Raw genomic sequence first — 16,016 nt, 5'->3', positions numbered from 1 at the left:
GCAGGCGTGATCGATATCAGCGAGTCCGTGATGCAGTTCCTTCTGGCGTTCGTCGTCGTCGGCCCGCTCCTGGGAGCGCTCGCCGCCCTCCTGCCGGCCCCGCCGGGGCTGAAGGGGAAGTCACCCGGGCAGGCCGTGCTCCGGCACGGGGTGACCGTCACCGGCGTCGTCCTGGCGGCCGCGATCGTCCTCGCGCTCGGCTTCGACCACGACCACCCGTCGAGGATGCAGGCCACGACCGACATCAGCTGGATCCCCGCACTCCACGTGCGCGTCCACCTCGGCATCGACGGCATCTCCCTCCCCCTCGTCGTCCTGACCGCGCTGCTGACCTTCCTGTGCGCGCTGTACAGCTACTTCAAGCCGCCCGCGGGCCCGGCCCCGAAGGCCTTCGTCGCGCTGCTGCTCCTGCTCGAGTCCGGCACGCTGGCGACCTTCGCCGTCCTCGATCTGGTGCTCTTCTTCCTCGCCTTCGAGACGGTGCTCGTCCCGATGTACTTCCTCATCGCCCGCTGGGGCGGCGAGGGCCGGCGGGCCGCCGCGTGGCGGTTCATCCTCTACACCCTCCTCGGCTCGGTCGTCATGCTGCTCGGCCTGCTCCTGATCGGAATCAAGGCGGGCACGTTCGACATGGTGGCACTCGCCACTGACAACGGCCGGTCGCTGACCGCGTCCGTGCAGGTCATCGCCGTACTGGCGATCGGGATCGGGCTCGCTGTGAAGACTCCGATGTGGCCGCTGCACAGCTGGCTCCCCGACGCGCACACCGCCGCCCCGACCGTCGGCTCGGTCCTGCTGGCGGGCGTCCTGCTGAAGATGGGCACGTACGGTTTCGTGCGGATCCTGCTGCCCGTCGCGCCGCACGGCTTCCACACCTTCGCGCCCTACCTCGCCGCCTTCGCCGTGGCCGGGATCGTCTACGGCTCCCTGGCCTGCCTCGCCCTGGCCCGGCAGGGCGCGCGGGGCGACCTGAAACGCCTCATCGCCTACTCCTCCGTCGGCCACATGGGCTTCGTCCTGCTCGGCATCGCCACCATGACCCCGACCGGCGTGAACGGCGCCCTGTTCGCCAACATCGCCCACGGCCTCATCACCGGCCTGCTGTTCTTCCTGGTCGGCGCACTCAAGGACCGTACGGGCACCACGGATCTGGACACGCTGGCGCAGGAGACCGGGGCCGCCCTCTACGGCAGGGCGCCGCGCCTGGGCGGGCTGATCGCCTTCGGCGCGGTCGCCTCCCTCGGCCTGCCGGGCCTGGCCGGGTTCTGGGGCGAGATGCTCGCCCTGTTCGGCTCCTTCGAGCCGGCCGCCGGTCTCAGCCGGCCCGCCTTCCTCACCTTCATGGCGATCGGCGCTTTCGGCACCCTCCTGACGGCCGCGTACATGCTCGTCGTGGTCCGCCGCGTCTGCATGGGCTCGGTGGCGCAGGAGACGCCGGGACTCGCCGACGTACACGGGTTCGAGTTCGCGGCCTGGACGCCGCTCGTCGCCCTCACCGTCCTCGCCGGCCTGTGGCCCAAGGCCCTGCTCGGCCTCACCGACCCGGCCGTGCAGCAGCTCCTCGCAGGAGGCACCCGATGAGCGTCCTGGCCCAGCCGGCGGCCGCCTCGGTGGTCCAGTCCGTCGACTGGCTCGCCATCGCGCCGCCCACCCTCACCGCGGTGACCGCCCTCGCCGTGCTCGTCGCCGACCTCTTCGTGCCCGCCGCGCGCAAACCCGTCCTCGGCTGGGTGTCGGTCGCGGGCCTCGCCGCCTCCGCGCTGCTCCTGCTGCCCCTCCTGGACGGCCACCGCAGCACCTTCTGCCGGGCCGGGCAGGCGGCAGGCCCCTGCAGCTACACCGCGGACCACTTCGCGCTCGTCATCCAGTTCCTGGTCCTGGGCGGAGCGCTGCTCGCCGCCCTGCTGTCGGTGACCGCGCTCCGGGACGCGCGCGGGGGACTCCCCGCAGGGGAGTACTGGTTCCTGCTGCTGTCCTCCGCCGCCGGCGCGGCCCTCCTGCCCGCCTCCCGCGACCTGGCGACCCTGATCGTCGCCCTGGAGGCCGCCTCCCTGCCCGCCTTCGCCCTCGTCGGCCTCCGGCACGGCGACCGCAGGTCCTCCGACGCGGCCCTGAAGTTCTTCCTGTCGTCGGTCACCGCCACCGCGGTCAGCCTCCTGGGCGTCAGCTTCGTCTACGCCACCACCGGCACGCTCTACCTCACCCAGGTGGCCGACCGCCTCCCGCACGTCGACGCGCAGTTCCACACCCTCGCCCAGACCGGTGTCGTCCTCACCCTGATCGGCTTCGCCTTCAAACTGGCCGCCGTCCCGTTCCATTTCTGGGTGCCCGACACCTACGTGGGCGCCCCCCTGCCGATCGCCGCCTACCTGTCCGTCGTCGGCAAGGCCGTCGGCTTCAGCGGCCTGATCCTCACCGCGGTCCTCGCGTTCCCCTCGTACGCCGACGTCTGGGGCCCGGCGCTCGCCGTGCTCGCCGCGCTCACCATGACCGCCGGCAACGTCGGCGCCCTGCGCCAGCAGGCCACGCGCGCGTACAGCGCGGTCCGGCTGCTCGCCTGGTCCTCCGTCGGCCAGGCGGGCTACCTCCTGGTGCCGATCGCCGCCGCCGGTTACGCCGAGGACGCGCAGAAGGCGATCGGGTCCACCGTCGCGTACGCCCTCATGTACGCCGTCGTGAACCTCGGTGCCTTCGCCGTGGCCGCGCTCGTGGGGCGCACCCGGGCCCGCAACCGCGTCGCCGACTACCGCGGGCTGTACGCCGCCAACCCGGCGACCGCCCTCCTGCTGGCCTTCTTCCTGCTGTGCCTCGCCGGGCTGCCGCCGGGCATCATCGGCCTGTTCGCGAAGGTCACCGTCTTCGCCGCCGCCGTCGACGCCGGGCTCGGCTGGCTGGCCGTCGTCATGGCCGTCAACGTCGTCATCGCGCTGTACTACTACCTCCATTGGACCGCGCTGCTGTTCCGTTCCCCCGAGGGCGAACCCGTGCGGCACCGCGTCCCGGCGCCCCTGACCGCCGCGATCACCCTGGCGGGCCTCCTGGGCGTCGCCCTGTCCGGGGCGCCCCAGCTGGTGCTGCGCTTCGCGAGCGGCGGCCTGTTCTGAGTCACCCGGACGGCCCGGCACCCTCCGCACGGGCCAGGGAACCCAGGGCGCTCGCCTGGCGTTGACCAGTACGGAAGGGTCCACTGGACGTGACACCACGACACCGGTGGACCGAACAGCAGCAAGCGAAGGGTTCCCCTGCCGCACCACTTGGAGGGCGTACCGTGCACCGCCGGCACAACGGGCTCAGGACCGCAGTACTCCTCGGGGGACTGTCCGCACTCATCATCGTCATCGGCAGTCTCTTCGGCCGCACCGGCCTGATCGTCGCGGTTCTCGTCGCGCTCGGCACCAACGCCTACGCGTACTGGAACAGCGACAAGCTGGCCCTGCGCGCCATGCGGGCCCGCCCGGTCAGCGAGTTCGAGGCCCCGGCCCTGTACCGGATGGTCCGCGACCTCTCCACCCAGGCGCGCCAGCCGATGCCCCGCCTGTACATCTCCCCGACGGAGGCACCCAACGCCTTCGCGACCGGCCGCAACCCGCGCAACGCCGCGGTGTGCTGCACGGAAGGCATCCTGCGCCTCCTGGACGAGCGCGAACTGCGCGGTGTCATCGGCCACGAGCTGAGCCACGTCTACAACCGCGACATCCTGATCTCCTCGGTCGCCGGCGCCCTCGCCTCCGTGATCATGTTCCTGGTCAACTTCGCCTGGCTGATCCCGGTGGGCCGGTCCGACGACGACGAGGGCCCGGGCATCTTCGGCATGCTCCTGATCATGATCCTCGGCCCGCTCGCGGCCAGCCTCATCCAGCTGGCCATCAGCCGCTCCCGCGAGTACGAGGCCGACGCGTCCGGCGCGCGCCTCACCGGTGACCCGCTCGCCCTCGCCGGAGCCCTGCGCAAGCTGGAGGCGGGCACCCAGCAGCTCCCGCTGCCCCCGGAGCCCCGCATCGAGACCGCGAGCCACATGATGATCGCGAACCCCTTCCGCCCCGGTCAGGGGCTGTCGAAGATGTTCTCCACACACCCGCCCATGGCGGAGCGCATCGCCCGACTCGAACAGATGGCAGGTCGCCGACAGTGAAGACAATCCTGAACGTCATCTGGCTGGTCCTGAGCGGCTTCTGGCTGTTCCTCGGCTACCTCTTCGCGGGCGTGCTCCTGTGCATCACCGTGATCGGCATCCCGTTCGGCATCGCGGCGTTCCGCATAGGCGTCTACGCCCTGTGGCCCTTCGGGTACACCACGGTCGAGCGCCGCGACGCGGGCGCCCCCTCCTGCATCGGCAACGTGCTGTGGCTCGTGCTGGCGGGCTGGTGGCTGGCGCTCGCCCACATCGTGACGGGCGTCATGCTCTGCGTCACGATCATCGGCATCCCGTTCGGCATCGCGAACTTCAAGCTCATCCCGGTCTCGCTGCTGCCGCTGGGCCGCGAGATCGTCCGGACGGACGAGCCCTTCGCCACCCGCTGAGCCGCCGCGTGTCACGGCCCGGGGGCCCCGCAGGCCGATGCAACCGTAGAAAGGTCCCGCGGCGTCTTCCTGGACGACACGGGTGCGAACACGCGTGGGGCATACACGGGCGACGACCACAGGTCGCCGGGAAAGGCAGGTTCAGGACATGGGCGTCATCAGCTGGATCATCCTGGGGCTGCTGGCCGGGGCCATCGCGAAGGTCCTGCTGCCGGGCCGCGACCCCGGCGGCTTCATCGGCACGACCCTCATCGGCATCGCAGGCGCCTTCATCGGCGGCTGGATCTCGGCACGCTGGCTGGACCACCCGATCTCCAAGCACTTCTACGACGGCGCCACCTGGGCGGCGGCGATCGGCGGCTCGCTCGTCCTGCTGATCGCCTACCGCATCCTCTTCGGCAACTCGCGCGACTGATCCGGCGCCACGCGCCGCACGGGGGCGGCGCTGACGGGCGCGGAAGCGCGGAAGGGTGGGCACCGCCTCGGTGCCCACCCTTCCGGCATGCCGGTCCTACCGGTAGTTGACGAACTGCAGCGCGAAGTCGAAGTCCTGGCCCTTCAGCAGCGCGATCACGGCCTGCAGGTCGTCCCGGCTCTTGGAGCTGACCCGCAGCTCGTCGCCCTGGACCTGGGCCTTGACGCCCTTGGGGCCCTCGTCACGGATGAGCTTGGCCACCTTCTTGGCGTTCTCCTGGGAGATGCCCTCCTGGATGGAGGCGAAGAGCTTGTACTCCTTGCCGGACAGCTGCGGCTCGCCCGCGTCCAGGGCCTTCAGCGAGATGCCGCGCTTGATCAGCTTGGACTGGAAGACGTCGAGGACCGCCTTCACCCGCTCCTCGGAGTCGGCCTCCATGAGGATCTTCTCTCCGGACCACGAGATCGAAGCACCCACGCCCTTGAAGTCGTAGCGCTGCGAGATCTCCTTGGCGGCCTGGTTGAGGGCGTTGTCGACCTCCTGCCGCTCGACCTTCGAGACGATGTCGAAACTGGAGTCGGCCATGTCCTGTGGCTCCTTGTATCGGGGTGTGTCGGGATGTGTCGGAGTGCGTCGCACGTGTGTGCCGGCGGGTGTGGGGGCAGCCGCCGCGCCCGGCCGTGGGGCCCGGGTCCGCATCCGCCCCAGCCTAGTCACCTCCCGCCCCGGCGACGCCGATCAATCGGGTGGCGAAGCACCCCTGCGGATCGGGTATTGTTTACGTCGTTGCCAGAGAGCACCGCCGAAAGGCAGTTCGAACGGCAGCAAACCCCGGCGGTGTGCCCGAGCGGCCAAAGGGAGCAGACTGTAAATCTGCCGGCTCAGCCTTCCCAGGTTCGAATCCTGGCGCCGCCACACTGGGGAAAACCCCCTCCGATCAGCCTTTACGGCAGGCCGGAGGGGGTTTCTTCGTTGTGGGGCGGTTTCCGGTACAGCGGGGGACTCCGGCGGTGCAGGCATAGCTTGCCTTCAGGGGATTCTTCGACAAGCTGACCGGTACTCAGCGCCCGCCGGACCGGGTACCGGCCGTCCCGGGGGAAGAGGTGCGGGCGGCGCTGCTCAGCCTGAACGGGCCGGAGGTTCCGTTCGTCGTCCGCTACGGCGGCGGTGAGCAGTGCGACCTGCCGGCGGAATGGCGGTTGACGGAGCCCGCATGGCAGCAGACCTTCCTCCGGTCCCGGATCAGTCAGGCCGTGCGGATCCGCATGCGGCTGGACCACCATGCGCACGAGGTCCGGGCTGTTGAGGAACAGTGGGAACTGAGCCGCGTCGGAAGCCCGACGAGGCTCCAGGTCACCTCGACGTACACCCGCGGGCCGAGCCGGACCGTCAGCCGTCAGTGGACCGTCGGACGGGGGGCCGACGGCCGTGTGGAGGCCACGGAGACCTTCCGCTTCGACAGCGCCCGGATGCGCGAGCCGCTGCGCCACGCCGTCCTGGAGTCCGGCTGGACCTGGCGGGGAGTGGTCTTCGGCAAGCTGTGAGGCCACGGCTTCGACGCGCGTGCCGGGCGGTCCTGCGAAGCGGTGGCCGCGCCCCGCCGCCCCGGCGTTGTCGGTGCCCCGGTGCACACTGGCCCCATGTCCTCGTCCTCGCGCCGTAGAGCCTGCCCCGTGTGCCGCCGGGAGATCGCTGTCGTCGCCGGGCGGTTCGCGCGGCACGACCCGCCCGGGGCGCGCGGCACCGGCGAGCTGACCTCGTGCCCCGGCTCACGCCGGCCCGCGCAACTCGGGGCCGTACAGCCCTCGCTGGACGGATACGCCGTCCCCGAGTTCCCCGGGCAGCTCAGCCTGTTCTGAGCGGCCGGCGGGCGCGCCGCGTCCCGTCTGCCCGTGCGCTCAGTTCCCGGCCACGGACTTCACCGCCACCGACACCGGCGTCGAACCGCCGACCAGTTCCAGGGTCAGTCCCGCTGTCGCCGGGGTGTCCACCAGTTCGGCCAGCACCGTGGCCACGTCGTCGCGGGACACAGACCCCCGGCCGGTGTGCGCCTCCAGCCGCACCTGGCCGGTGCCGGATTCGTCCGTCAGCGAACCCGGGCGCAGGATCGTCCAGTCGAGGCCGTCCTGCGCGCGGACGTGGTCGTCCGCCTCGCCCTTGGCGCGCAGGTACACGTCGAAGACGTCGTCACCCTCGTGGCGCGCGTCCGCGCCCATCGAGGACACGACCACGTGACGCCGTACCCCCGCCCGGACCGCCGCGTCGGCGAACAGCACCGCCGCCCCCTTGTCCACCGTGTCCTTGCGGGCCGCGCTGCTGCCCGGTCCCGCACCCGCCGCGAACACCGCCGCGTCCGCGCCCCGCAGCTGCTGCGCGACCTCCTCGGCCGAGGCGGACTCCAGGTCCAGCACGACCGGTTCGGCGCCGGCCGCCCGCAGGTCGTCGGCCTGCTCGGCGCGGCGGATGATGCCCGCGACCTCGTCCCCCCGCGCGGCGAGCAACCGCTCCAGCCGCAGCGCGATCTGACCATGACCACCAGCGATGACAATGCGCATGTCTCCGACCGTACGCCCGGACGGCCGTATCCGCCGCACGGCTTCGGCACGCCCCGGCGGCGCACCAGCGATCACCCGTCCCGGTCCCGCGCCCGGGGAACCCTTCCCGGACCGCCGCCCCAGGAAACGCTCCCCGGACAAGCGCCCCGGACAGCCCGGGGGCGCACCCCCGGATGCGTCCCGGACGCCCCCCGCCCTCCCCGCGGGCACCCCGCTCCGCCCGGCCCGGACGGCGCGTCCCACCGTCCCCCGCCCCTACGACAACTCCCCCCGCCCCTGCCGCGGCAGCCCCAGTTCCACCGACGCCGCCGAGTCGCAGAACTCCCGTACCGCGCTGGTACGCGCCACCACGCGCCCCCGGTGCACCACGAGGCGGCTGTACGCGAGCGACAGCGCCCCCGCGAGCCGGTCACCGCGCACCGCGAGCAGTTCGGCCGGGAACCCGGCCTCCACCCGCACCTCGGGCAGACCGAGCACCGCCCGGGCGGAGGCGCTCACCATCTCGTAGGCGTCCTCGGGACGCAGTCCGTACCGGGAGACCAGCAGGTAGGCCGCCTCCAGCGGGTCGCCGCGGCCGACCGGGTTGGACACGTCCCGCAGGGCGCCGCTGCCCGCGGCCACCCGCACCCCGGCCGCCCGCAGCAGCCGTACCGGAGCCGTCCCCGGGCCCTCCGCGCCCGCGCACCCGCCCTGCGGCAGGCACACCACCGTCACGCCCGCCGCGGCCAGCTGGTCCGCGGTCCGGGCCGCCGCCTCGGCGGGCAGCCGGGCCAGGCCGCCGCAGGGACTCAGCGTCACACCGGGACGAAGTCCGCCCGCCATCACCGCGATCCGGGCGAGGCGGGCCGGGTCGGTGCCGTCGGTGTGCAGGTCGACCGGGCAGCCGTGCTCGGAGGCCACCTCCAGGACGGCCTCCACGTACCCGGTGGGATCGGGGTCGACGTCAGGGCAGCCGCCGACGACACAGGCACCCATCTTGACCGCGTCGCGCAGTACCGCCAGGCCGTCCGCGCCGGCCGCACCGGTCAGCACCCGCGGCACCGCCACCGTCGTCAGCTCGGCCAGCCCGCGCAGCGCACGGCGCGCCCGCAGCACGGCCGTCAAGGCGCCCAGGCCCTGGACGTCACCCACGCGCACGTGCGCGCGCAGCGCGGTGGCGCCGTGTCCGAGCTGGAGCAGCGCCGCCTCGGTGGCCCGGCGCTGGACGTCCTCCGGGTCGTAGGAGAGGGGCCCGTCGGTGTCGGCGGTCAGGGCGGTGTCGGCGTGCGCGTGGGGCTCGGCCGGGGCCGGCAGGAGCAGGTAGCCGCTGAGGTCCACGCGGGCCCCGCCGTCCCGCGCCACGCCCTCGCGCGCCCGGCCCCCGCGCGGCTCGTCCGCGCCGCGCTCACCGCCCCGGCCGGGGCCGCCGTCCCGCTCCGCCGCACCGGGCCGGACGGCGGGGCCGTCGGCCGTGCCCAGGCTGCCGGCGGTGCCCACCGCCTCGATGCGGCCGCCGGACAGCCGTACGTCCACGGTCCGGCCGTCGGTGAGCCGTGCTCCGCACAGCAGCAGGGTGTCCGGCTCCGGCCGGCCGGAGGGTCCCGGGGAGGACGACGAGTGGGGCGGCTGCGGCTGACCGGGGGGCATCGCACTCCAGGTACGACAGGTGAACACGGGACAGGGGGCGCGCGGTGCGCACACCGGGGCACGCAAGATCACGCAGAGTGCGTCGAGCCTAGGGTGACCGCCCGCCGGGAAGCGGGAGGAGCGCAATAGTCGTACCGGTGTGGCCGCCCGGTCGGGGGGTGCCGGACACGGGAGGCGGGGCCCGCGGAACGGATTTGGGCGAACGGCTGCGGACCGTGTAATGTCTTCATCGCTCGCCCCAATAGCTCAGTCGGCAGAGCGTCTCCATGGTAAGGAGAAGGTCTACGGTTCGATTCCGTATTGGGGCTCTGGTGTGAGAGGTTCCCGCCGTGAGGCGGGGCCCGATCTCATCAAAGCGGTGTAGCTCAGTCGGTAGAGCAAGCGGCTCATAATCGCTGTGTCACCGGTTCAAGTCCGGTCACCGCTACTGACAGTAGCCGATTGCGGGGTCGGTCCTTCGATCGGCTACTCTTTCTTGCGTTGAAGTTAGTCCATCCGTTCGTCTTAGGAGCACTCACGTGGCTGCCACCGACGTCCGCCCGAAGATCACGCTGGCCTGCGTGGAGTGCAAGGAGCGGAACTACATCACCAAGAAGAACCGGCGTAACAACCCGGATCGTCTTGAGATGAAGAAGCACTGCCCGCGTTGCAACGCGCACACCGCGCACCGCGAAACGCGATAAATCAGGCTCATACGTGAGGCCGCCCCCGCACCATGGGGGCGGCCTCACGTTGTTTCACCAGCTCCGCCGCTTCTCCGGCTCCGGTGGATCCCGGCTCCCCGTCGTCTCCCCGGATCCCTCCGCACGACCGCAGTTGACACCAGGAGGTACCGAGCCCATGGCGCTCGACCAGTCCTTCGTGGGCCGTTCCTATCCGCCCACCGCCCCCTACGAGGTGGGCCGGGAGAAGATCCGCGAGTTCGCCCAGGCGGTGGGTGACGCCAACCCGGCGTACACGGACCCCGAGGCCGCCCGGGCACTCGGCCACCCCGATGTGATCGCCCCGCCGACCTTCGTGTTCCTGATCACGTACCGGGCCGCCGGCGAGGTCGTCCAGGACCCGCGGCTCGGCCTCGACTACAGCCGCGTGGTGCACGGCGACCAGAAGTTCGCCTACAAGCGGCCCGTGCGCGCCGGGGACCGGCTGACCGTGACCTCGACCATCGAGGCGGTCAAGACCATGGCCGGCAGCGACATCCTGGACATCCGCGGCGAGGTGCACGACGCGGCGGGCGAGCACGTGGTGACCGCCTGGATGAAGCTGGTGGCCCGTGCGGCCGAGGAGGCGTGAGGAACCGATGACGGCGAAGATCTCCTACGACGACGTCGAGGTCGGCACCGAACTGCCGGGCCGCGCCTTCCCCGTGACCCGTACCACCCTCGTCCAGTACGCGGGTGCCTCCGGGGACTTCAACCCGATCCACTGGAACGAGAAGTTCGCCAAGGAGGTCGGACTGCCGGACGTGATCGCGCACGGCATGTTCACCATGGCCGAGGCGATCCGCGTCGTCACCGACTGGACCGGGGACCCCGGGGCGGTCGTGGAGTACGGCGTCCGCTTCACCAAGCCCGTCGTCGTCCCGAACGACGACAAGGGGGCGCTCGTCGAGGTCGTCGGCAAGGTCGGCGCCAAGCTCGACGACCGCACCGTGCGGGTCGACCTGATCGCGACGTGCGGCGGCCAGAAGGTCCTCGGCAGGTCCCAGGCGGTCGTCCGGCTGGCCTGACGCCGCCTGCCGTCCGCCGTCGCGGGCCGAGGCGGTGCTGTCGGCGGGGCCCCGTAGTCTTGGGCGCGTGCAGGAACTCCACGACGCGCCCCTCGCCCCGCTGACCACCTTCCGGCTGGGCGGCCCCGCGACCCGGCTGATCACCGCGACCACCGACGCGGAGGTCGTCGACGCCGTCCGCGAGGCCGACGCCGCGGGCACCCCGCTGCTGGTCATCGGCGGCGGCTCCAACCTGGTCATCGGTGACAAGGGCTTCGACGGCACCGCGCTGCACATCGCCACCCGCGGCTTCGACCTCGACGGGACGACGCTGGAGCTGGCCGCCGGCGAGGTGTGGACCGACGCCGTCGCCCGCACCGTGGAGGCCGGGCTCGCGGGCATCGAGTGCCTCTCCGGCATCCCCGGCTCCGCCGGCGCCACCCCCGTCCAGAACGTGGGGGCGTACGGCCAGGAGGTCTCCGCCACCATCACCGAGGTCGTCGCCTACGACCGCGCGGCCGGCGAGACGGTGACCCTGGCCAACGCGGACTGCGCCTTCTCCTACCGGCACAGCCGCTTCAAGGAGCACCCCGACCGGTACGTCGTCCTGCGGGTCCGTTTCGCCCTGGAGGACGCGGGCGGGCTGTCGGCGCCCCTCAGATACGCCGAGACGGCCCGCGCCCTGGGCGTGTCCGCCGGTGACCGCGTCCCGCTGGGCACCGCCCGCGACACCGTGCTGAAGCTGCGCGCGGGCAAGGGCATGGTGCTGGACCCCGAGGACCACGACACCTGGTCGGCCGGGTCCTTCTTCACCAACCCCATCCTCACGGACGCCGAGTTCGACGCGTTCCGCGCGCGCGTGCGGGAGCGGCTGGGCGAGGACGCCGAGCCGCCCGCCTACCCGGCGGGTCAGGGACGCACCAAGACCTCGGCGGCCTGGCTGATCGACAAGGCCGGCTTCACCAAGGGCTACGGCACGGGCCCGGCCCGCATCTCCGGCAAACACACACTCGCCCTCACCAACCGCGGCGGCGCCACCACGGAGGACCTGCTGGCCCTCGCCCGCGAGGTCGTGGCGGGCGTCCACGAGGCCTTCGGCGTCACCCTGGTGAACGAGCCGGTGACGGTCGGAGTGAGCCTGTAGCCGCCCGGAGATCGCATAGGGTCGATCCCTGTCCGACAGGGAGGGGAAGGACCATGCGGGGCGTACGGGGCCTGCGGGGCGGCCGGGGCATCGTGATCGCGGTCGCGGCCGTACTGGTGGGCGCGCTCGCCACAGGGTGCGATCAGGGAGCCGGCGGCGGCAAGGCGGCCGGCGGGAACGGCGGCGACGGGAAGCCCGCCGCCGCGGCCACCGGGGCGGCGGCGGCCACGCAGACGCTCGCGCCCGACGGCACCACCGTCCGTGTCGGTTCCCCGCGGGCGAAGACGGTCGTCCACGTCTACGAGGACATGCGCTGCCCGGTCTGCAAGAAGTTCGAGACCGAGGGCGGCGGCGAGGCCCTGCGCGATCTGGTCCGCTCCGGTGAGGTCCGGGCGGAGTACACCCTGGCCTCCTTCCTCGACCGCGACGGCGGCCACGGCTCCGAGAAGGCCGCGAACGCCCTGCGGGCCGCCCTGGACGCGGGCAGGTTCGCCGAGTTCCACGACGTCCTCTTCGCCCACCAGCCCGAGGAGAGCGTCGACGGCTACACCGACGCGTTCCTGCTGGACATGGCCTCCCGCGTGAAGGGCCTGCGCGGCCAGGAGTTCGACGCGGCGGTCAAGGGCATGAAGTACCGCGGTTTCGTGGCCGCCTCCGCGCGCGCCTTCGACGCCTCCGGGGTGACCGGCACGCCCACCCTGAAGGTCAACGGCAGGACGGTCCCGCAGTCGATGAGCGGCGCGCTCTTCGACAAGTCGTCGCTGCCCATGGTGATCGGCGCCCTGTCGCAGTCCTGACCCCTCTCCCGGTCCTCCTCCCGGCCTTCCGCACGCCCCTCCTGCCGTCCCTCAGCCGGCCAGCCAGTCGTCGACCCCGGACAGCAGCTTGGCCCGTACGTCCTCCGGGGCGGCCGAGCCGCGGATCGACTGGCGGGCCAGTTCGGCCAGTTCGGCGTCGGTGAAGGCGTGGTGGCGGCGGGCGAAGTCGTACTGGGCCGCCAGCCGGGAGCCGAAGAGCAGGGGGTCGTCGGCGCCGAGCGCCATCGGGACGCCGGCGTCGTACAGGGTCCGCAGGGGCACGTCCGCGGGCTTCTCGTACACGCCGAGGGCCACGTTGGAGGCCGGGCAGACCTCGCAGGTCACGCCGCGCTCGGCGAGACGCCGCATGAGACGCGGGTCGTCCGCCGCCCGCACGCCGTGGCCCACCCGGTGGGCGTGCAGGTCGTCCAGGCAGTCACGGACCGAGGACGGACCGGCCAGCTCGCCGCCGTGCGGGGCCGCGAACAGGCCGCCCTCCCGGGCGATCGCGAACGCCCGGTCGAAGTCCCGCGCCATGCCCCGGCGCTCGTCGTTGGACAGGCCGAAGCCGACCACGCCCCGGTCGCGGTAGCGCACGGCCAGCCGGGCCAGCGTGCGGGCGTCCAGGGGGTGCTTCATGCGGTTGGCCGCGACCAGGACCCGCATCCCCAGGCCCGTCTCGCGCGAGGCCGCCTCGACCGCGTCCAGGATGATCTCCAGCGCCGGGATCAGCCCGCCCAGACGCGGCGCGTACGAGGTCGGGTCGACCTGGATCTCCAGCCAGCCCGAGCCGTCCCTGATGTCCTCCTCGGCGGCCTCGCGCACCAGCCGCTGGATGTCCTCCGGCTCCCGCAGGCAGGAACGCGCCGCGTCGTACAGCCGCTGGAAGCGGAACCAGCCCCGCTCGTCCGTCGCCCGCAGTCTCGGCGGTTCCCCGCTGAACAGGGCCTCGGTCAGCGCGTCGGGCAGCCGTACGCCGTACTTGTCGGCCAGTTCCAGCAGGGTGGCGGGGCGCATCGACCCGGTGAAGTGCAGGTGCAGATGGGCCTTCGGCAGCTCAGAGACATCACGTACACGCTCCATCCCAGGATCCTGCCGTACGCCCCCCGGGTCCCGGTAGCCGTTTCCCCGTTCGTGGTCTTGCTCGCACAAAGGTCAGGGGCGCACCACCCCGGAACGTTCCCAGGTGATGCGCCCCTTTTCTCGCCTTTCGCGTCAGTCCCTGGCCTCGGCCAGCAGCTTCTGCATCCGGCTCACGCCCTCCACCAGGTCCTCGTCGCCGAGGGCGTAGGACAGCCGCAGGTAGCCCGGGGTGCCGAAGGCCTCGCCGGGGACGACCGCCACCTCGGCCTCCTCCAGGATGAGCGCGGCCAGCTCGACCGAGTTCTGCGGGCGCTTGCCGCGGATCTCCTTGCCGATCAGCTCCTTCACCGACGGGTAGGCGTAGAACGCGCCCTCCGGCTCGGGGCAGAGCACGCCGTCGATCTCGTTGAGCATCCGCACGATGGTCCTGCGGCGCCGGTCGAAGGCCTCGCGCATCGTCGCGACGGCCTCCAGGCCGCCGGAGACCGCGGCGAGGGCGGCCACCTGGGCGACGTTCGAGACGTTGGACGTGGCGTGCGACTGCAGGTTGGTCGCGGCCTTGACCACGTCCTTGGGGCCGATGACCCAGCCCACGCGCCAGCCGGTCATGGCGTACGTCTTGGCCACACCGTTGACGACGACGCACTTGTCGCGCAGCTCGGGCAGGAGCGCCGGCAGGGAGACGGAGACCGCGTCGCCGTAGACCAGGTGCTCGTAGATCTCGTCGGTGAGCACCCACAGGCCGTGCTCGACGGCCCAGCGCCCGATCGCCTCGGTCTCGGCCTCGGAGTACACCGCGCCGGTCGGGTTGGACGGCGAGACGAACAGGACGACCTTGGTCTTCTCGGTGCGGGCGGCCTCCAGCTGCTCGACCGTGACGCGGTAGCCGGTGGTCTCGTCGGCGACGACCTCGACGGGGACCCCGCCGGCCAGGCGGATCGACTCCGGGTACGTCGTCCAGTACGGCGCCGGCACGATGACCTCGTCGCCCGGGTCGAGGATCGCGGCGAAGGCCTCGTAGATGGCCTGCTTGCCGCCGTTGGTGACCAGGATCTGCGAGACGTCCGGCTCCCAGCCGGAGTCGCGCAGCGTCTTCGCGGCGATCGCGGCCTTCAGCTCGGGCAGTCCGCCGGCCGGCGTGTACCGGTGGTACTTCGGGTTCTTGCAGGCCTCGACGGCCGCCTCGACGATGTAGTCCGGGGTCGGGAAGTCGGGCTCACCGGCGCCGAAGCCGATCACCGGACGCCCGGCGGCCTTCAGGGCCTTGGCCTTGGCGTCCACGGCGAGGGTGGCGGACTCGGAGATCGCGCCGATACGCGCGGAGACCCGGCGCTCGGTCGGAGGGGTTGCAGCGCTCATACCGCCCATGGTTCCAGACCCCCCTGGCGCCGGGCACACGGGTTTCACGGAGTGGGCAGGGACGGTGCACCTGGTGAACATCCGTCCGGATCCGGGCCCCGGACAGGCGATCTTCCGGCCCGATCCGCTCCCGCGGGCCGCGAAGAACACTTTCTGTTCGACGACCGGCCCCGGACCACGTACACTCTCACCTCGTTGGCCTTCAGCAGCCGCCGCCGCACCTGGTGCACACCGGGCCTACGGTCGGATGCGGTACGTTGGGGGACACACAAAGGGTCGTAGCTCAATTGGTAGAGCACTGGTCTCCAAAACCAGCGGTTGGGGGTTCAAGTCCCTCCGGCCCTGCTACACACACCTTCGCCAGGATGTGTGCGCATGTACGTACAGCAATGCACCGCCGTGCGGCTCGACCGGGCGCGGCACGGCCACGACCCGGAATCAGGTGAGGACGAATGACGGACGCCGTGGGCTCCATCGACACGCCTGATGCCCAGGACGAGATGGCGGAGTCCCAGAAGAAGCCCCGCAAGGGCGGCAAGCGTGCCAAGAAGGGCCCGCTGAAGCGTCTCGCTCTCTTCTACCGGCAGATCGTCGCGGAACTCCGCAAGGTCGTCTGGCCCTCACGTAACCAGCTGACGACATACACCACCGTGGTGATTGTCTTCGTGGCCGTCATGATCGGCCTGGTGACCGTGATTGACTATGGGCTCAACCACGCGGCCAAGTACGTCTTCGGCTGAGCCAAGAGCGAAGGGCGCCGTGGTTACCGGCGCCCGTTTTCGCATGTTCCACCCCTATGTATCCAGGA

18 protein-coding genes and 4 tRNA genes are annotated in these 16,016 nt (G+C 71.9%); 17 read left to right on the top strand and 5 right to left on the bottom strand.

From position 1 onward, the window contains the following. The first annotated feature begins 6 nt into the window (after window positions 1–6). From AC6I72_RS13170 to AC6I72_RS13150, 5 genes are all read left to right on the top strand, one after another. Complete coding sequence (locus AC6I72_RS13170; RefSeq protein ID WP_498000933.1) at window positions 7–1,581, top strand: complex I subunit 4 family protein; 1,575 nt, start codon at window positions 7–9, stop codon at window positions 1,579–1,581. Further along, window positions 1,578–3,104, top strand: coding sequence for an NADH-quinone oxidoreductase subunit N (locus AC6I72_RS13165; RefSeq protein ID WP_498000932.1), 1,527 nt, complete (start codon window positions 1,578–1,580; stop codon window positions 3,102–3,104). The genes AC6I72_RS13170 and AC6I72_RS13165 overlap by 4 nt, the downstream gene beginning before the upstream one ends. A gap of 164 nt (window positions 3,105–3,268) precedes the next feature. Beyond that, window positions 3,269–4,132, top strand: coding sequence for a zinc metalloprotease HtpX (htpX, locus tag AC6I72_RS13160; RefSeq protein WP_498000931.1), 864 nt, complete (start codon window positions 3,269–3,271; stop codon window positions 4,130–4,132). Continuing rightward, window positions 4,129–4,521: a YccF domain-containing protein gene (locus AC6I72_RS13155; RefSeq protein WP_498000930.1), complete on the top strand. Its 393-nt coding sequence runs from the start codon at window positions 4,129–4,131 to the stop codon at window positions 4,519–4,521. The genes htpX and AC6I72_RS13155 overlap by 4 nt, the downstream gene beginning before the upstream one ends. A gap of 148 nt (window positions 4,522–4,669) precedes the next feature. Next, the gene (locus AC6I72_RS13150; RefSeq protein ID WP_498000929.1) at window positions 4,670–4,936 is read left to right on the top strand and encodes a GlsB/YeaQ/YmgE family stress response membrane protein; all 267 of its coding nucleotides are present in this window, start codon (window positions 4,670–4,672) and stop codon (window positions 4,934–4,936) included. Between the two features lie 96 nt (window positions 4,937–5,032). Here AC6I72_RS13150 and AC6I72_RS13145 read toward each other — a convergent pair whose 3' ends face one another. Continuing rightward, window positions 5,033–5,521 (bottom strand): YajQ family cyclic di-GMP-binding protein, encoded by a 489-nt coding sequence (locus AC6I72_RS13145; protein WP_037863511.1) that lies wholly within the window; start codon window positions 5,519–5,521, stop codon window positions 5,033–5,035. A gap of 248 nt (window positions 5,522–5,769) precedes the next feature. On the opposite strand from AC6I72_RS13145, the gene AC6I72_RS13140 reads away from it, so the two are divergent. The 3 genes from AC6I72_RS13140 to AC6I72_RS13130 all read left to right on the top strand — a co-directional run bounded on the left by AC6I72_RS13140 (window position 5,770) and on the right by AC6I72_RS13130 (window position 6,795). Further along, window positions 5,770–5,851: transfer RNA gene (locus AC6I72_RS13140), tRNA-Tyr, on the top strand. Between the two features lie 134 nt (window positions 5,852–5,985). Further along, window positions 5,986–6,480, top strand: a complete 495-nt coding sequence (locus AC6I72_RS13135) for a hypothetical protein (RefSeq protein WP_498004673.1) — start codon at window positions 5,986–5,988, stop codon at window positions 6,478–6,480. A 96-nt stretch (window positions 6,481–6,576) separates the two neighbouring features. Continuing rightward, a complete protein-coding gene (locus AC6I72_RS13130) occupies window positions 6,577–6,795 on the top strand; it encodes a hypothetical protein (protein WP_037863542.1) in 219 nt (72 codons plus the stop codon). Between the two features lie 39 nt (window positions 6,796–6,834). On the opposite strand, the gene AC6I72_RS13125 is transcribed toward AC6I72_RS13130, so the two are convergent. Further along, window positions 6,835–7,491 (bottom strand): SDR family oxidoreductase, encoded by a 657-nt coding sequence (locus AC6I72_RS13125; RefSeq protein WP_498000928.1) that lies wholly within the window; start codon window positions 7,489–7,491, stop codon window positions 6,835–6,837. A gap of 255 nt (window positions 7,492–7,746) precedes the next feature. Next, entirely contained in the window at window positions 7,747–9,117 is a 1,371-nt protein-coding gene (locus AC6I72_RS13120; RefSeq protein ID WP_498000927.1) for an amidohydrolase family protein, read from the bottom strand. A gap of 235 nt (window positions 9,118–9,352) precedes the next feature. Between AC6I72_RS13120 and AC6I72_RS13115 the strand changes: the two genes are divergently transcribed. From AC6I72_RS13115 to AC6I72_RS13085, 7 genes are all read left to right on the top strand, one after another. Continuing rightward, a tRNA-Thr gene (locus AC6I72_RS13115) sits at window positions 9,353–9,425 on the top strand. A gap of 46 nt (window positions 9,426–9,471) precedes the next feature. After that, window positions 9,472–9,544: transfer RNA gene (locus AC6I72_RS13110), tRNA-Met, on the top strand. Window positions 9,545–9,635: 91 nt separating this feature from the next. After that, the gene (gene rpmG / locus AC6I72_RS13105; protein WP_003948671.1) at window positions 9,636–9,800 is read left to right on the top strand and encodes a 50S ribosomal protein L33; all 165 of its coding nucleotides are present in this window, start codon (window positions 9,636–9,638) and stop codon (window positions 9,798–9,800) included. A gap of 157 nt (window positions 9,801–9,957) precedes the next feature. Continuing rightward, on the top strand, window positions 9,958–10,410 hold the full coding sequence (locus AC6I72_RS13100; protein ID WP_498000926.1) for an FAS1-like dehydratase domain-containing protein: 453 nt from the start codon (window positions 9,958–9,960) through the stop codon (window positions 10,408–10,410). A 7-nt stretch (window positions 10,411–10,417) separates the two neighbouring features. Beyond that, entirely contained in the window at window positions 10,418–10,846 is a 429-nt protein-coding gene (locus AC6I72_RS13095) for a MaoC family dehydratase (protein WP_498000925.1), read from the top strand. Between the two features lie 67 nt (window positions 10,847–10,913). Then, complete coding sequence (locus AC6I72_RS13090) at window positions 10,914–11,969, top strand: UDP-N-acetylmuramate dehydrogenase (RefSeq protein ID WP_498000924.1); 1,056 nt, start codon at window positions 10,914–10,916, stop codon at window positions 11,967–11,969. A 53-nt stretch (window positions 11,970–12,022) separates the two neighbouring features. Next, window positions 12,023–12,766, top strand: a complete 744-nt coding sequence (locus AC6I72_RS13085) for a DsbA family protein (RefSeq protein ID WP_498000923.1) — start codon at window positions 12,023–12,025, stop codon at window positions 12,764–12,766. 51 nt (window positions 12,767–12,817) lie between these two features. Here the strand turns inward: AC6I72_RS13085 and AC6I72_RS13080 are convergent, their stop codons facing one another. After that, window positions 12,818–13,849 carry an adenosine deaminase gene (locus AC6I72_RS13080; RefSeq protein ID WP_498000922.1) on the bottom strand — a complete coding sequence of 344 codons (1,032 nt, stop codon included), beginning with the start codon at window positions 13,847–13,849 and terminating at the stop codon, window positions 12,818–12,820. A gap of 132 nt (window positions 13,850–13,981) precedes the next feature. Further along, window positions 13,982–15,208, bottom strand: a complete 1,227-nt coding sequence (locus AC6I72_RS13075; protein WP_037858493.1) for a pyridoxal phosphate-dependent aminotransferase — start codon at window positions 15,206–15,208, stop codon at window positions 13,982–13,984. 272 nt (window positions 15,209–15,480) lie between these two features. On the opposite strand from AC6I72_RS13075, the gene AC6I72_RS13070 reads away from it, so the two are divergent. Beyond that, window positions 15,481–15,553: transfer RNA gene (locus tag AC6I72_RS13070), tRNA-Trp, on the top strand. Between the two features lie 107 nt (window positions 15,554–15,660). Continuing rightward, window positions 15,661–15,948 carry a preprotein translocase subunit SecE gene (gene secE, locus AC6I72_RS13065; protein ID WP_037858369.1) on the top strand — a complete coding sequence of 96 codons (288 nt, stop codon included), beginning with the start codon at window positions 15,661–15,663 and terminating at the stop codon, window positions 15,946–15,948. Window positions 15,949–16,016 lie beyond the last annotated feature (68 nt).

This window comes from Streptomyces sp. Xyl84 (genome assembly GCF_059731885.1).
This window is presented reverse-complemented; position numbering and strand designations above follow the sequence as displayed.

What these genes read in the sequence shown, in the direction of transcription:
- AC6I72_RS13145 (WP_037863511.1), bottom strand. Translation starts at nt 5,521, where the DNA reads ATGGCCGACTCCAGTTTCGACATCGTCTCGAAGGTCGAGCGGCAGGAG.
- AC6I72_RS13125 (WP_498000928.1), bottom strand. Translation starts at nt 7,491, where the DNA reads ATGCGCATTGTCATCGCTGGTGGTCATGGTCAGATCGCGCTGCGGCTG.
- AC6I72_RS13085 (WP_498000923.1), top strand. Translation starts at nt 12,023, where the DNA reads ATGCGGGGCGTACGGGGCCTGCGGGGCGGCCGGGGCATCGTGATCGCG.
- AC6I72_RS13150 (WP_498000929.1), top strand. Translation starts at nt 4,670, where the DNA reads ATGGGCGTCATCAGCTGGATCATCCTGGGGCTGCTGGCCGGGGCCATC.
- secE (WP_037858369.1), top strand. Translation starts at nt 15,661, where the DNA reads ATGACGGACGCCGTGGGCTCCATCGACACGCCTGATGCCCAGGACGAG.
- AC6I72_RS13095 (WP_498000925.1), top strand. Translation starts at nt 10,418, where the DNA reads ATGACGGCGAAGATCTCCTACGACGACGTCGAGGTCGGCACCGAACTG.
- AC6I72_RS13100 (WP_498000926.1), top strand. Translation starts at nt 9,958, where the DNA reads ATGGCGCTCGACCAGTCCTTCGTGGGCCGTTCCTATCCGCCCACCGCC.
- AC6I72_RS13165 (WP_498000932.1), top strand. Translation starts at nt 1,578, where the DNA reads ATGAGCGTCCTGGCCCAGCCGGCGGCCGCCTCGGTGGTCCAGTCCGTC.
- AC6I72_RS13130 (WP_037863542.1), top strand. Translation starts at nt 6,577, where the DNA reads ATGTCCTCGTCCTCGCGCCGTAGAGCCTGCCCCGTGTGCCGCCGGGAG.
- AC6I72_RS13080 (WP_498000922.1), bottom strand. Translation starts at nt 13,849, where the DNA reads ATGGAGCGTGTACGTGATGTCTCTGAGCTGCCGAAGGCCCATCTGCAC.
- AC6I72_RS13075 (WP_037858493.1), bottom strand. Translation starts at nt 15,208, where the DNA reads ATGAGCGCTGCAACCCCTCCGACCGAGCGCCGGGTCTCCGCGCGTATC.
- AC6I72_RS13120 (WP_498000927.1), bottom strand. Translation starts at nt 9,117, where the DNA reads ATGCCCCCCGGTCAGCCGCAGCCGCCCCACTCGTCGTCCTCCCCGGGA.